This window comes from Aquimarina agarivorans, from assembly GCF_000218485.1.
Classification (GTDB): domain Bacteria; phylum Bacteroidota; class Bacteroidia; order Flavobacteriales; family Flavobacteriaceae; genus Aquimarina; species Aquimarina agarivorans.
On record NZ_AFPB01000014.1, the window covers coordinates 1 to 14,153 of the forward strand.

The window sequence follows — 14,153 nt, forward strand, 5'->3', positions numbered from 1 at the left end:
CGTTAGCTGTCACCTTAAGTACAATGTTTCCACAGCCATCAGTTTTTCTTTCTTTGTTTTTTTGCCACAAGTTAATATTTATAGGGTTTTTGTTGTAGCTTATGGAATCCGTAGTGCTGATCGTTAGGTTGTCAAACGCCAGAGTATTTAGATTTTTAAGGTATGTGTTTGTTTGCTGTCCTGAAGCAAAATATTCATGTAATACAGCGTTACTATTACTTTTTACGACGATTTGTTTTTGAGGTATTTCAAATTCTTGAGAAGAAAAACGAACATTTATGTCCTTGTCTGAGGTGTTACTAATCGTATACTCAACACAATAAAATTGATCACAATTGGCAAAAAATAATGGCGTTAGAAATAGCAGTAAAAGCTGTATTTTTTTCATAGAAATACTATTAAGGCAAAAAATTATGGTATTAGTATTCGCTTAATGTCAATAATAATACCACAATTAATTATTCAATAGCATTGCCATAATAAAGTTCCAGAAGCTTTACTTTAAATAGTAAATCATATTTTGCTCGTAGCAATTGTGTTTGACTATTTTGGTAAGCAATACGCGCTTGAGTAAAATCGAGGGAATTACTAATCCCAACTTCGAATCTATTTTTTGCATATTCAAACGCGCGTTCCTGCGCAGTTACGGCAACTTTGGCAGCTTCAAAAGAAGTGTCGCTAGCTTTGGCGTCCAAATACGCCTGATATACATTTTGGGTAAGCTGTTGTTTGGCTTGCTCTAATTGATTTTGTGAACGTAACATAGTTACTTTATTTCTTCCAACATTATTTTTTACCCTAAATCGGTTAAATATTGGAACATCAATTCTAGCTCCAAATCCAAATGATTTATTGTTGTTTAATTGATCAAAGAAAGGAACTGTAGTTGGAGTATCTTGAATTGTTATTTCTCCAGTATTGTAATTAACATTTCCTGAAATTGTCGGAAAAAAAGCGCCCTTGGCAATAGTTATATCTTTCTCAGCAAGCTTGATATTTTGCTCTGCTAATTTGATTTCATTTCTATTTTTAAGGACAGTACCTACAATTTGACTTACATCCTGATCTAGAATAAGAAGTTCTTTAAATTCAATTTCAATTTTTTCAATTTCAAAAGCATTTTCAAAGTTGAGTTGTAATATTTGTTTAAGTCCTAACTTTGCAATTGCAACACTATTTTCGCTATTCGCAATATTTTGTAAATTTTCGGCAGCAGTAGCTTTTAATTGCAATACATCTCCTTCGGGTAAATTACCAGCATCAATAAGCTGTTGGGTACGTTTAATTTGTTCCAACGTAATGTCATTTTGTGCTTTTAATACGTTCAAATTTTCTTGTTGTAGTAAAATTTGAAGGTAGCTATTGGCAATATTTATTCGAATATCATCCTTTAATCGGTCAATGTTGTATTGGTTGGCTACTTTTTGAAGTTTAGCTCTTTGTAAGCGATTGTAATTTTGTCTTCCATTGTAAATAGGAATGTTTGAATTAAGCGAATATGAGGAACTACGTGTATTTTGTTCTGACAATACTCCATTTATGTTTCTACTAAATCCAAAATTCCAATCATTACTGGCGCTACCATTTAAATCTGGCAAAAAAGCGTTTTTAGCATCATTTTTATTAATATCAGCATCCTGTAAATCCAGTTGTTGTTGCTGAATTTGTAAATTGTTTTTTATGGCATATTCCATGCAATCCTGAATACTCCATACTGTTTTTGTGTTTTCTTTCTGGGCTTGGCCCAAACCATAAAAAACTACTGAAGCAAAGGTTGTTATAAGTAACTTTTTCATAGTTTATGATTTCTTTTTTCTTTTTCTTCAGGAATAGTAATTGCATTCCATTCTTTAATTTTATCCTCTTTAGTCACTCCACTTTTAATTTCAACTGTAATGCCGTCGCTAATGCCTAAAGTCACCTCTTTACGTTCAAATTCTTGCTCACCGGTTTCAATTTCAACATAAGGTTTTTTTGTTTCTTTGTCATACTGAAGTAAGGCTTCACTAATGGCTAAAACATCGGTAGCTTTATCCAAAATTATAGAAGCATTGGCGCTAAGTCCAGCTCTAATTCCTGAATCTTTTGGAATGATCACTTTTGCTTCAATATCAAATTGAACAGCGCCATTAACAGCAAAACCTTTTGGGGCAATATAGTTTAATGTAGCATCAAATTCCTTGTCAGGCATGGCACCTATCGTAATTTTAATAGGCATGCCTTCTTTTATTTTACCTACTTCACTTTCGTCAATTTTTCCTTTAAAAATCATTTTGCTCACATCGGCAATGGAAGCTACTTCAGTTCCTTCATTAAAATTATTGGTTTGAATTACTTGCACTCCTTCTTCCACGGGAATATCCAAAATTTGTCCGCTAATAGTGGCTTTTATGATGGTTTGAGCAATATTGTTAAATCCTTTAGCAGTACCAGTTTTAACAATTTGGTAATTCTCATTTGAGGCATTATAGGTTTGTTTTGCTTGTTCGTATGCATTTTGGCTTTGGTCAAAATCATTGGCAGAAATTACGCCTTTATCAAAAAGTTCTTTTTGACGTTTAAAAATTTTTTCCTGCGTAGCTAAATTAATTTTTGCGCTTTGTACACCATTACGGGAAGATTGCAAATTATTGATACTAGGAATTACTTTTATTCGGGCAATTTTATCGCCAGCTTTTACAAAATCACCAGCTTGCACATAAATTTCCTGAATTACTCCAGAAATATTAGGTCTGATAGATACTTCTTCATCAGGTACTACGCTACCCGTAGCAATGGTGCTTAATGTGATAGTTTCTGTGGTTGCTTGCTTTGTTTTGTAAACAACAGAACTTTTTTGATTTTTTTTCCAAAAATAGACTAGTGATGCGGTAAAGACTACTATTATGAGTATTAAAATAGCAACGGTGGTAGATTTCTTCATTGATATGTAGTATAATAAGTTAGTTTATTCGTTTCTTAAAGCTTCAATAGGTTTAATTTTAATGGCTGTTTGCGCAGGAATTAGTCCTGCTAACAAGCCGCAAATGGTAAGTATAAAAAGTGCTAGAGCAATGTTGATTAAGCTGACTGACGGATTAGCAAACATCATGTCAGGGTCGTCAATTTTATCTAAAATAAAATTTAAAATGGCTATCAAAAAAGCAGCAAAACTTACTCCTGCCATACCTGAGATAATGGTAAGAAATAAGGACTCGATAAGTACTTGGCTTCTGATATTAGCAGGGGTAGCTCCTAAAGCTCGGCGTACGCCAATTTCCTTAGTACGTTCTTTAATAACAATGAGCATAATGTTGCTAATTCCAATAATTCCTGAAATTAATATTAAAAATCCAACAAAATAAGCTACACCAGTCAAGGCAATGAATAGGCCAGATATATTATTGAACATTTCAAACAAATCAAAATTGCCTATAGCTCTTTTATCTTCAGGATGAATATTATGGCGTTCGCGCAGTAGTGCTAAAATAGGTTCTTTTAATGATGTAATCGTGTGATTATCGTCCGCAGTAATAGCAAAAAAACCAACTTTACTCCCGTTGTTAAACGCTTGGTCATAGGTGGTAAAGGGAATGTAAATTTCTCTTTGCTTTTCAATAGCATCGCCTCCGCCAGATCCCATTTTTTTATAAATACCAACGACTTTAAAGCTCACTCCTTGGATTTTTATGTATTTGCTCAATGCATCTTCACCATTAGTAAAAAGTTCATTTTTTACACCAACGCCTATAATGGCTACTTTTCTGTTGCTTTCAATGTCGCTATAGTTCATAAAACGACCTGCTTGTATGCCTAAGGATTGTTGTGTAGAAATTTCAGGATAATCGCCATATACACTATATGAGCCTGAGTTTAATTTATATTGTACACTATTTGCGGCTCCATAACCACCAAGTCTGTTTCGGGGTGATACGGTTTCCAGTCCTTTAATATTTCTGCGTATAGCTTCAGCATCCTTAACATCAAATTGATACCTTCTGCCTTTAGGCAATCCTTTATATGATTTAGAAATTCCTTGAGCCCATACAAAAACAGTATTTGTAGCCGTGCCATCAAAAGCCCTAAGAATACCATTTTTTAATCCGTTTGAAGCGGCTAGTAGCAATACAAGGATAAAAATGCCCCAAAAAACACCAAATGCAGTAATAATTGTTCTAAAACCGTTGGACCGAATAGATTCAATAATTTCCTTCCATAAATCTTTATTAAATAAGTTGCTATTCATCTCTTAATGCAATTATAGGTTTAATTTTAGAAGCATGTCGAGCAGGTAAATATCCGGCAATAGCCCCAGCAACAATGAGTAAAATTACTGTAGTTACTGCAACACCAAAATTTACCGATGGATTTAAAATAAATTCTGATTTTATTTCAGGTCCCGCAAATTGAAGTAGTGCTAAAGATAAAAATAACCCTATAAAACCTGAAATAGTGGTTATAAAAATGGATTCATGTAAAATCATGGTAATAATTGATCCTGGTTGAGCCCCTAACGCTTTTCGAATGCCAATTTCCTTAGTGCGTTCCTTAACAATAATTAGCATGATATTGGATACACCAACAATACCTGCAATAAGGGTTAAAATTCCAATACCCCAAAAAAACAAACTCATGATTCGGTTTAAATTAATAAACTTTTTTGCCTCGTCAAGTGAGCTATGAGATTGAATGGCTTTAAGGTCATCAGGATGTACGTTGTGTTTTTTCCTTAAGTAAGATTTGAATTGCGATAAAAACTTTTCTGATTTTTCATTGGTTTTGTCGAAGTTACTTTCGGGCGTAAGCGTGTAAAAAAGCTCACCAACATTTTCTTTATTATTATAAATTTGAGCCATAGTAGTACGTGGGACAAACAACTTGGTGTTGTCCCGTTCTCCGCCAGGATCGCTGTATACTCCAATTACTTTATATTGTATATTGTTAGCCTGAATGTATTCGCCAACAGCCTTGTTGTAGTCTTTAAATAAATCGTAAGCAACTTGAATACCTATACACGTTACTTTGGCGTTGTTTTTTAAGTCATCTTCCGAAATGAAGCGCCCTGCATTTAAGGAAGCATTTTCAATACTTAACATATCGGGCATGGCACCGACTAAAGCATAAGAACCGCTTTCTTTTTTATAAGTAGTTAAAGCACCCCAACGTCTATATCTTGTGGTAGCCTCGGCAACTTCACTTTTATATCTTTTACCAGCGTAATTAAAATCATCAAGGGTAAAATCAATTTTTCGATTTTCGTTAAGTCCTTTGTATTCCATAGAAGTTGCTTCGGTCCATAATACAATTAAGGAGGCCGAATCTTCTTCAAATTTGCTTTGGATACCATTTTTCATCCCATTACCAATGCCTAAAAGAATAATTAGAATAAAAATTCCAGAACCTACTGAAAGACCAGTCAAAAAGGTACGTAGCTTATTTTTAGATATGGCTTCGAAAATTTCTTCCCAACGTTCAATATCAAACATGTGCTTTAGCTTTTACAGGTTCAATTCGAGTATCGTTTATAATAAGTCCGTCTTTAAGGTCAACAATTCGTTTTGTCATTTGAGCAATATCAGGCTCGTGAGTAACAAGAAGAATGGTTTTACCTTCATCATTGATGTTTTGGATAAGTTCCATAACCTCATATGATGTTTTGGTGTCCAAAGCACCAGTAGGTTCATCGGCAAGCAATACTTTTGGATCCGAAGCTAAAGCACGGGCAATTGCTACACGTTGTTTTTGCCCTCCAGAAAGTTCGTTGGGTAAATGAGTTGCCCAATTAGCCAGTCCCACTTTTTCTAAATAGTGGAGGGCTTTGTCGTTGCGTTCTTTACGACCCACACCTTGGTAGTAAAGCGGTAAAGCTACATTGTCAATCGCATTTTTGTAGTTAATTAAGTTAAACGACTGGAAAATAAATCCTAGAAATTTATTTCGATATTCCGCAGCTATTTTTTCGCTTAAATTTTTTATGGAAGTATTGTCAAGAATATAGCTGCCCTCATCAGCTTCATCCAAAATACCCAGAATGTTGAGTAGTGTGGATTTTCCAGATCCAGAAGATCCCATAATGGAAACCAGTTCACCTTTTTTAACATTAAAATTGATTCCTTTAAGGACGTGTAATGAATTTGACCCCATTTGATAAGACTTGTGTAAATCTTTGATTTCAATCATGAGTTATAATTTTAAGTTGGTTAAAAAGGTGTACCACTAAACTAGTACACTACAAATAAAAGAATTTAAAATTAATTTTCAAATAGTTAGAAATTTTAAAATCTTAAACTTTTCATAAAATTTAACACAATAATTTATTTGTATAAACTATTGTGATGGGGTGCGGGCTTGTTAATAGGTATACATATATAGTACACTTAAACCATCGTTAAATATATTTATATAACTCTGAAGGGGAGCGTGTGTGTCAAATAAATAGACAAAAAAAAACTTAAACAGCAGCAACTAGCTATTTAAGTTTTTTTTGGGGTGTGAACTAGAACGGTTATTTTTTTGTTGGTTACAATAATTTATTCTTCACAAGTGGTAGTGTTGTCTTTAGAAATTCTTGTACCAGTAGCTTCTAAATCACAAATTGATTTAGGTATGATTGTCAATTCAGGATTGCCATTTACACTAATGTTTCTTAATTTTATCATTCTACCCATTTGAAGTGGGAGTGTAGTTAATTTATTGTTTCTAATCGATAGGTTTTCTAGATTTTCAAGTTTATCTATTGTAGTTGATAAAAATTGAAGGCTATTGTTATTTAAGTCTAAAGAAGTTAAACTTTTTAACTGTAAAACTGAATTAGGTATGAATGTAAATTTGTTTTCTCCTAAATCCAATCTGTTTAAAGCCTCAAGTTCCGAAAAAGAATCGGGTAAATTATTTAGCTCATTATTACTAAAATTTGCTGTAGTCAATAGCGGTAAATTTCCTATAGAATCTGAAAGCATGCTGATGGCATTTTTGGATACATTGAGTGATTCTAATTCATTTAAGTTTGAAAAGTCATTTGGAAGAGATGTTAATTCATTGTCGGATAGATTTAATGATTTGAGCTTGTTAAGTGTAAAAATCCAACTAGGGAGTATATCAATACCATTATTTGATAAGTTCAAATTTGTTAGAGAGTTCGAAACATTTAAATTTGAAATATTTAAATCTTTGTTCATAGAAATGTCAAGAAACTCTAAATTTTGAGAAGTATTTAAAGACGGTAGGTTAATTAATGACGTATTTATTAGTGATAATGATTTTAATTTTTCGAAGCTTAAAAATTGTTGAGGAAAGCTATTTAAGCGAAAGTTTTTAATAAAAATACTTTCTAAATTTTCAGATTTAAATTGGTTATTAAATTTTAGATCTTCTTCGGACTGAATAATTCTATTAATTGTAGGTGTAGTAAAATCAATTGTAATAGACTTTAATTGGGGTAAATCGAAAATCCATTTAGGTATTTGTTTATTACTATCTTTTCTAGAAGTTAAACTAATATTTTCAATTTGTTTTAAAGAACTAAAGAAAATTACTTCATCAGTATTCCCAAAAAAAATCAAACTTTTTAAATGTACTAAGTTTTTTGTATTTTCATTGGGAAATACTATTTGAGGAAATGATCCACCCATAATTCGTAAAGAAGTGACTTTATCGCCATCAGCTTCAACTCCTCCCCAATTATTCATATTTGTGTCATCTCTATCCCAATCAAAAAAAGTTCCGCTTGCTCTATACATAGATAACAAAGCTTCTCGTTCAGTCATTTCAGGAACAAAAACATTTACAAGATAACTTACGTTAGGAGCATTAGGAGTTTCTATGGTAAATTCAACCTCCTTGGAATAGTCAATTGAAGCCTCACTATTAGGTGTAACTGAAGAGGTTTCTTTGGATAGTTTTATCTCTGTATTTAATGCAGAAACATCGGTGCCAAATGGAAAGGTAATATCTATAGTTTTACTAACGTCATTTACATCCATAGATATTGGTATCAAAACGGTGCCATCAGCTGTGGATAAATTAAATTCTGTAATTAGTGTACTAGTAAATATTACCTCAGGCGCAGGTTCTTGCTGGTTGATAATATTTTCTTCCGTTACTACATCCACTTCTATATCTTGAGAGCATGAAGGTAATATTAGTAGCGTTATAACAATTAGTAAATAGCGTAATAATATGTTTTTCATGGTTGTATACTTTATTATAAACGAAATTTAAATCCTAAGCCAGCGTATGCGGATAGTTTGCCAATTTCACTGTTGGCATGATAAAACTCATTAATTTTTAAGTTTATCATAAATTTAGAATTGATGTAATAGTTGGCGTCTATTCCAATGAATCCACCAAAAACTATGGTTTCAGTTTCAGAATTTATTGTAAATCGTTCGTTAATCATTGGATCATTATCATTTAAGGTTTCCTGACCTACAGAGCCTCCAATTCCAATAGCTAGATCAATTTTTTTTGCACTGTCAGCTAATAAATCACTGTAATCTTTGGCTTTATTTCTAAATAAATTATAAAAAAAGCCAATATTTGCTGCGTACAACTGTATCGGAACTTTTATTTCGTCTACCTCTGCATTACTAAAACTTCCTAATACGCCTATTTCAATAAAGTCATTTTTATTTACCAAATAATTAAAATTGACTGATCCTCCAAAACCGCCTTGAACGATACCACCATTTATTGATATAGCTGCTTTGTTTTCTTGAGCTGTAATTATATTATTTGTAAATAATACCAATATAAAAAAAGTAGAAAGTGATTTCTTTAACATGTTTATTTTGTTATTTAATATTTTAATTAATTTGTTATGAGTGAGTGTACCTATAAATGTTATGGAATAGGTTCAGGTTCAGGAGTTGGCTCAGGTCCAGGAGTTGGCTCTGGTTCAGGAGTTGGTTCAGGTTCGGGGGTTGGTTCTGGTTCAGGAGTTGGTTCTGGTTCAGGATCTCCTTCGCATAAGGTACTATCATCTTTAAAAATCCTTGTATCTTCATCTTGTAAATCGCAAATTTCTTTTGGAATAAATAATAGTTCATCATTAAATCTCAAGTTGATAGATTTTAAATTTTCAAGATTTCCAATTTCTTTAGGTAAATTTTCTAATTGATTTGAATTCAGATTTAAGCTTTCAAGCTTACTTAAATTTCCAATAGATGCAGATATAGATTTTATTTCATTATTTTCTATAGATAATTTTAAAAGATCAGTAAAGTTAAAAAGATTATCTGGTATTGCCTCAATTTGGTTTTTTGAAAAATCGAGTTCAATCAAATTTGGTAACGCGGTTAACTCATCAGGAATACTACTTAAGGTGGAATTAGAGATTGTTAATTCTTTTAAATTATTTAAAGCTAAAATCTCAGCAGGAAATTCTTCTAAACTATAATCTTCAAGAATAAGACTTTCAATAGACGAAGATTTAAATGATTTGTCGAATTTTAAGGGATCAATTGATGGGGGTATATTATTTGAAATAGTAGGATCAGAATTTTTAAAAGTTAATTTTTTTAAATTAGATAAATTAAATATCCAATCTGGTATTTGTTTGTTGAAGTCAATTGCTCTTCTTGATTCTAGTCGAATTTCTTCCAATTGTTTCAAATGAGAAAGAAATATTGCATTAGAAGAGTCTCCTATAAGCTCTATTTTTTTTAGGTGAACTAAATTTTTAGCATTTGCATTTAAAGCTAGGTTTATGGGCAGAAAATTTGGAATTGTAAATTCGATTACCTTATTACCTTCTGCAACAACTCCTGCCCAATTGTTCATATTTTCATCATCAATATCCCATGTTGTAAATGATGATGGCCCACCGTACATAGTAATCAAAGCATCTCGCTCCGACATTTCGGGTACAAATACCTTAACTTCATAAGTTACTGTTTCAGCATTTGGAGTAGTAATGGTAAAGCTGACTGGTTTTGTATAATCATTGCTTTCATTAGGACTTGGCGAAATTGTTCCGTTTTCATCGGTTAGTGTGATAGAAGTTGATAATTCTGACACGTCTGTTTTATAAGGAAAAGCAACATCAATAGTTTTAAATCGATCATCTATTTCAATATATGCTGGTGTGACAGTTTCATTGCTAGCAGCAGATTTAAAACCAAATTCCGAAATCAAGGCACTTTCAACTTGTATAACCTCTGGTGCAGGAATAGTTACTATTTTATCTTCTGTTGTTGTAACTTCAATTTCTTTAGAACATGATAGTGGTACAACAACCCATACTAAAAGGATTATTGCTTTTTGTAGTGTGTTTTTCATAGCTATAAAATTTTGAACGTTTCTTCGAAATTTTAAAATATTAATAAATCGTAAGTAAATGCCTAATTTTTAGTGGCTGTAAAAATAATTAAAAAGTATTAGCATGAATCATAAATTTTAAATAATCAATATATTAATGTGTACGGCCTGAGATCACCACTATATTTGTTTAATTAAAATTTATACTAATGATTAATTTTAAACCAATTTTTGAGGAAAGAAAAAGATTATTTCTTTTTTTTGAAAACTTGATAGCCAACAATAGCCACCAATATATAGGGGATAATCATTAAAAAAGTGATGCCATCGTTGACACCTTCGGCTAGTTTTTTACCTTCTTCACTTTCCAAAGCGGCGCGGCACATGGCACATTGCGACCATAAGTTTGTCTTCGCGCAAAGCAAAAAAAGTAAAAAGCTTATATGTTTGAATTTTACTTTCATGACACTGGGTAATACGGAGAAATCATTAAATAAACAACTACGCCTGTTGCAGCAACGTATAGCCATAAAGGAAATGTATACTTTGCAATTTTTTTATGTTGTTCAAATTTACCATTTGCGGCACGTACATAAGTAACTAACACAAAGGGAATGACTACAATTGAAAGTAAAATGTGTGTTGCTAACAAAAAGTAATAAAAATAAGCTGTAGCACCTACGGCTGCTTTTTCCGAGGCATCCAAAATTCCATTGGAATTGAGGTCGCCAAATTTAGTAGCATCAGCAGTGGCATGGTAAGCTACGTATAACAGTAAAAAGAGTACTGATAATATCATGGCTGCTTTAATTGCTTTTTCATGAACTACTTTATTCCCTTTTTTTATTTGTATAACGGCAAAAACTAGTAGTACTGATGTAATGGCGTTGGTTGTTGCATAAATTGGAGGTAAAAAACCTAGGCGCTCTACTCCAGGAATACGAATTGTAAATAATCCAGCTACTGCCAAAGGAATAATTATAGACAGTACGGCTATGATTCTATTTTGTTTTTTTTCAATTGTTTGTTGACTCATTATTCTTCAAGTAATTTTTGAATATCTTTCTTTAAAATACTTATTTGTTCTTCTTCGCCATTGTCTGCTATTTTTTCTTCTAGGCTAACTGTACCCCGGTAATAAATTATTGGATTACCATGTACATCGTAACGCGAACGTATAAAGCCTTGTTTGTCCATCAAAGCAAAATAACCAGAATGTTCAAATCCACCAGGGACATTTGGATTTTGTTCCGCAAATAAATTGAATGATTTTTTTGCCAAATTATAAATTTGCTCTCTATCACCAGTTAAAAAATGCCAGTTCGGATTGGTTACTTTATGGGATTCGGCGTACTTTTTTAAGCGGGTAGGGGTGTCGTACTTTGGGTTAATGGTAAATGAGGCTATGGCAAAGTCAGTAGTTTGCTTAAACTCATTTTGTAAATACACCAAATTGCTGGTCATTTTAGGGCAAATAGTAGGGCAGTTTACAAAAAAGAAATCTACCACGGTTACTTTTCCTTTGTAATCATGCTGAGTAATAATTAAACTATCCTGATTACGTAAAGCGAACTCAGGAATTTGCTTTTTTTCGCCATTAATGAGTATGTAGCTCAGCTTTTCGTTAGTGATCTTGTTATCGGCACTCATACGACTGTTGCTTACTATTTTTGTTTCCTTAATTCTATCAACAATTCTGGGAACAAAAATAATTCCAAATAGTAGCATAATAAATGATATGCCTACATATGAATATTTCTTCATTTTTTATTCTGAAATTTTAATTTTTGAATCGTTGTATTTTTTCAGCGCTAAGCGATATTCAGCTAAAATCACCTTGACATCATCTTTCATTTTTCCATTGATTTCTGAAACTGAACCAGAATTATAACCATACAGTTTACCAACTTCATCATCATCATCCCTGCCGCGTAGCGCTCCATTTTTATCGATAATAAATACTTGGGGCGTATGCAAATAGGCATCTAAAGCGTAAGGGGAATTTAATGTTTTAAAAAATGAACGGATTTCTGACGGCTCGGCATAAATAAATTTCCATTTATGCGTATTCGTTAATCCATCGAGTTCTTTCATGGTTTTAGCTACCAAATTTTGTGTGCCATTTGGCATAAGCATCAGCATTTGGAAATCGGAAAAATTATGGAAATAATTGTAAATTTTTTGATTTATGTTAAAAATATTCCCCTTCGTAACGTCTAAATTGTTTCCCATAAAGCCAAGAATGGTAATGTGGTTTTTTAACGAAATACTATCCGAAGGCTCTGAAAAACGAGTGATATCTCCAATTTTAGTTTCTAAAACGGGTAATTTTGAAAAGTGGTTGACACCAGAAGCAAAAAACAAATATGCCACTAGTGGTAAAATAAAAAGTACTCCTAATACAAACTTTTTTTTCATTTTTTTGCGTTATATTGATTTAAAAGGCGTAATAAAATTGACCTTAATCATATACTAATTAAACCAACGACATTTAATATTTCTTAATGCCTAAAAGGAGTTTTATATATATGTCGAAAATTTAAGATGTTTTAATAAACAAAGGTACTAAGCAAAGCTTGTTTTTTACCAAAGAATTATTAAAATATAACAGAATTATAAATTTTGTTTTACTGTAAGAAGGAAATTTTTAGTGTTTGATAGTTATTTTTGTGTATAGAAATAATCGATGAATACTGCAAAACCGAAAAGGTTTCATAAATTCGCACAAAAATTATAAATAAAATATAATGTCAGTTAAAATTTTCGGACATAAATCTCCAGATACAGATGCAACAGCTTCGGCGCTAGTTTGGGCTTGGTATTTAAATAACAAAGGGATAGATGCAAAAGCCTATGTTTTAGGAACTCCAAACACAGAAACGTTATTTGTTTTAAAACATTGGGGTTTTGAAGTTCCTGATGTATTAGAAAAAGTTTCCGAAACGGATAAAGTAATTATTGTTGATACAAATAATCCTAAAGAATTATTTGACAATATTAACGACACACAGATTATTCAAATAATCGACCATCATAAATTAGTCGGCGGAATACACACAAACGCACCGATAGATATTAGTATAAAACCCTTGGCGTCATGTGCATCGGTCATGTTTACATTAATGACAGCTGCAGATATTGAAGCTATGCCAAAAGCAATAAAAGGTTTAATGTTGTCTTGTATATTATCAGATACTTTGGAGTTCAGGAGTCCAACCACAACCGATAAGGACAAAGAAATTGCCTTGTTACTATCGACACAGTTGGATATTGATGTGAAACAGTATGCAATACAAATGTTTGAAGCAAAATCGGATGTGTCTCATTTTTCAGATGAAGATTTGATTAAAATGGACAGTAAAAAATATGAAGTAGGTGGGAAAAAGTACCGTATTTCGGTATTAGAAACTACAGCACCTAATATTGTTTTAGACCGTAAGGATAGTATTTTGAAAACTATTGAAAATGTTAAATTGAGTGAAGAGCTTGATGAGGTGTTGCTTTTTGTAATTGATATTTTAAATGAGGAGGCTACATTTTTTGTGCCTAATGAGTCGGTAAAAACTATCGCAGAGAATTCATTTAAAGCGGCTCCAACTTCGGAACTGGTAGTGTTACCAGGAGTAGTATCCAGGAAAAAACAAATTATACCAGTTTTGTAGTGTCAAATCCCAATTACGCATTAAAATTTTGTTATGAGGCTTTGTATGTAATACCTAAAATCCGCAGCTAATTTTTTTGTTGTTAGTTTAAGTTATTAATAGCTTTATTTTCGCTAATTTTCAGATTACAAGCGAGATTTTTAAGGGTTTATTTTATTTTGGTAAATAAAAACATTTGTCAATTCTTATTTTAGGAATTCCGTGAGCAAAATAATAGCTATCTATTTTTTTATTTTTCAACAATCTCATTTTTGG

14 protein-coding genes are annotated in these 14,153 nt (G+C 32.2%); 1 reads left to right on the plus strand and 13 read right to left on the minus strand.

Features of this window, described 5'->3' with window-relative positions; translation table 11 throughout:
• From GMC_RS18440 to GMC_RS0100395, 13 genes are all read right to left on the minus strand, one after another.
• The coding region (locus GMC_RS18440) for a hypothetical protein (RefSeq protein WP_010520262.1) at positions 1 to 388 on the minus strand (388 nt) is incomplete at its 3' end.
• Between the two features lie 70 nt (positions 389 to 458).
• Positions 459 to 1,796: a TolC family protein gene (locus GMC_RS0100340; protein ID WP_010520263.1), complete on the minus strand. Its 1,338-nt coding sequence runs from the start codon at positions 1,794 to 1,796 to the stop codon at positions 459 to 461.
• Positions 1,793 to 2,923 (minus strand): efflux RND transporter periplasmic adaptor subunit, encoded by a 1,131-nt coding sequence (locus tag GMC_RS0100345; RefSeq protein WP_010520264.1) that lies wholly within the window; start codon positions 2,921 to 2,923, stop codon positions 1,793 to 1,795. Before GMC_RS0100345 ends, GMC_RS0100340 begins: the two co-directional genes overlap by 4 nt.
• 24 nt (positions 2,924 to 2,947) lie before the next feature.
• Complete coding sequence (locus GMC_RS0100350) at positions 2,948 to 4,225, minus strand: ABC transporter permease (protein ID WP_010520265.1); 1,278 nt, start codon at positions 4,223 to 4,225, stop codon at positions 2,948 to 2,950.
• Entirely contained in the window at positions 4,218 to 5,465 is a 1,248-nt protein-coding gene (locus tag GMC_RS0100355; RefSeq protein ID WP_010520266.1) for an ABC transporter permease, read from the minus strand. The genes GMC_RS0100350 and GMC_RS0100355 overlap by 8 nt, the downstream gene beginning before the upstream one ends.
• On the minus strand, positions 5,458 to 6,159 hold the full coding sequence (locus tag GMC_RS0100360) for an ABC transporter ATP-binding protein (RefSeq protein ID WP_010520267.1): 702 nt from the start codon (positions 6,157 to 6,159) through the stop codon (positions 5,458 to 5,460). Before GMC_RS0100360 ends, GMC_RS0100355 begins: the two co-directional genes overlap by 8 nt.
• Before the next feature lie 350 nt (positions 6,160 to 6,509).
• Positions 6,510 to 8,168, minus strand: a complete 1,659-nt coding sequence (locus GMC_RS0100365) for a leucine-rich repeat domain-containing protein (RefSeq protein WP_010520268.1) — start codon at positions 8,166 to 8,168, stop codon at positions 6,510 to 6,512.
• A gap of 14 nt (positions 8,169 to 8,182) precedes the next feature.
• Positions 8,183 to 8,761 carry a conjugal transfer protein TraO gene (locus GMC_RS0100370; RefSeq protein WP_010520269.1) on the minus strand — a complete coding sequence of 193 codons (579 nt, stop codon included), beginning with the start codon at positions 8,759 to 8,761 and terminating at the stop codon, positions 8,183 to 8,185.
• 59 nt (positions 8,762 to 8,820) lie between these two features.
• The gene (locus GMC_RS21780; RefSeq protein ID WP_010520270.1) at positions 8,821 to 10,257 is read right to left on the minus strand and encodes a leucine-rich repeat domain-containing protein; all 1,437 of its coding nucleotides are present in this window, start codon (positions 10,255 to 10,257) and stop codon (positions 8,821 to 8,823) included.
• Between the two features lie 227 nt (positions 10,258 to 10,484).
• On the minus strand, positions 10,485 to 10,700 hold the full coding sequence (locus GMC_RS0100380) for a hypothetical protein (protein ID WP_029489523.1): 216 nt from the start codon (positions 10,698 to 10,700) through the stop codon (positions 10,485 to 10,487).
• Complete coding sequence (locus GMC_RS0100385; protein ID WP_010520272.1) at positions 10,697 to 11,272, minus strand: DUF420 domain-containing protein; 576 nt, start codon at positions 11,270 to 11,272, stop codon at positions 10,697 to 10,699. Before GMC_RS0100385 ends, GMC_RS0100380 begins: the two co-directional genes overlap by 4 nt.
• The gene (locus GMC_RS0100390; protein WP_010520273.1) at positions 11,272 to 12,000 is read right to left on the minus strand and encodes an SCO family protein; all 729 of its coding nucleotides are present in this window, start codon (positions 11,998 to 12,000) and stop codon (positions 11,272 to 11,274) included. The genes GMC_RS0100385 and GMC_RS0100390 overlap by 1 nt, the downstream gene beginning before the upstream one ends.
• 3 nt (positions 12,001 to 12,003) lie before the next feature.
• Complete coding sequence (locus GMC_RS0100395) at positions 12,004 to 12,654, minus strand: membrane protein (protein ID WP_010520274.1); 651 nt, start codon at positions 12,652 to 12,654, stop codon at positions 12,004 to 12,006.
• A gap of 329 nt (positions 12,655 to 12,983) precedes the next feature.
• Here GMC_RS0100395 and GMC_RS0100400 point away from each other — a divergent pair, with 329 nt between their 5' ends.
• A complete protein-coding gene (locus tag GMC_RS0100400; protein ID WP_010520275.1) occupies positions 12,984 to 13,898 on the plus strand; it encodes a manganese-dependent inorganic pyrophosphatase in 915 nt (304 codons plus the stop codon).
• Positions 13,899 to 14,153 lie beyond the last annotated feature (255 nt).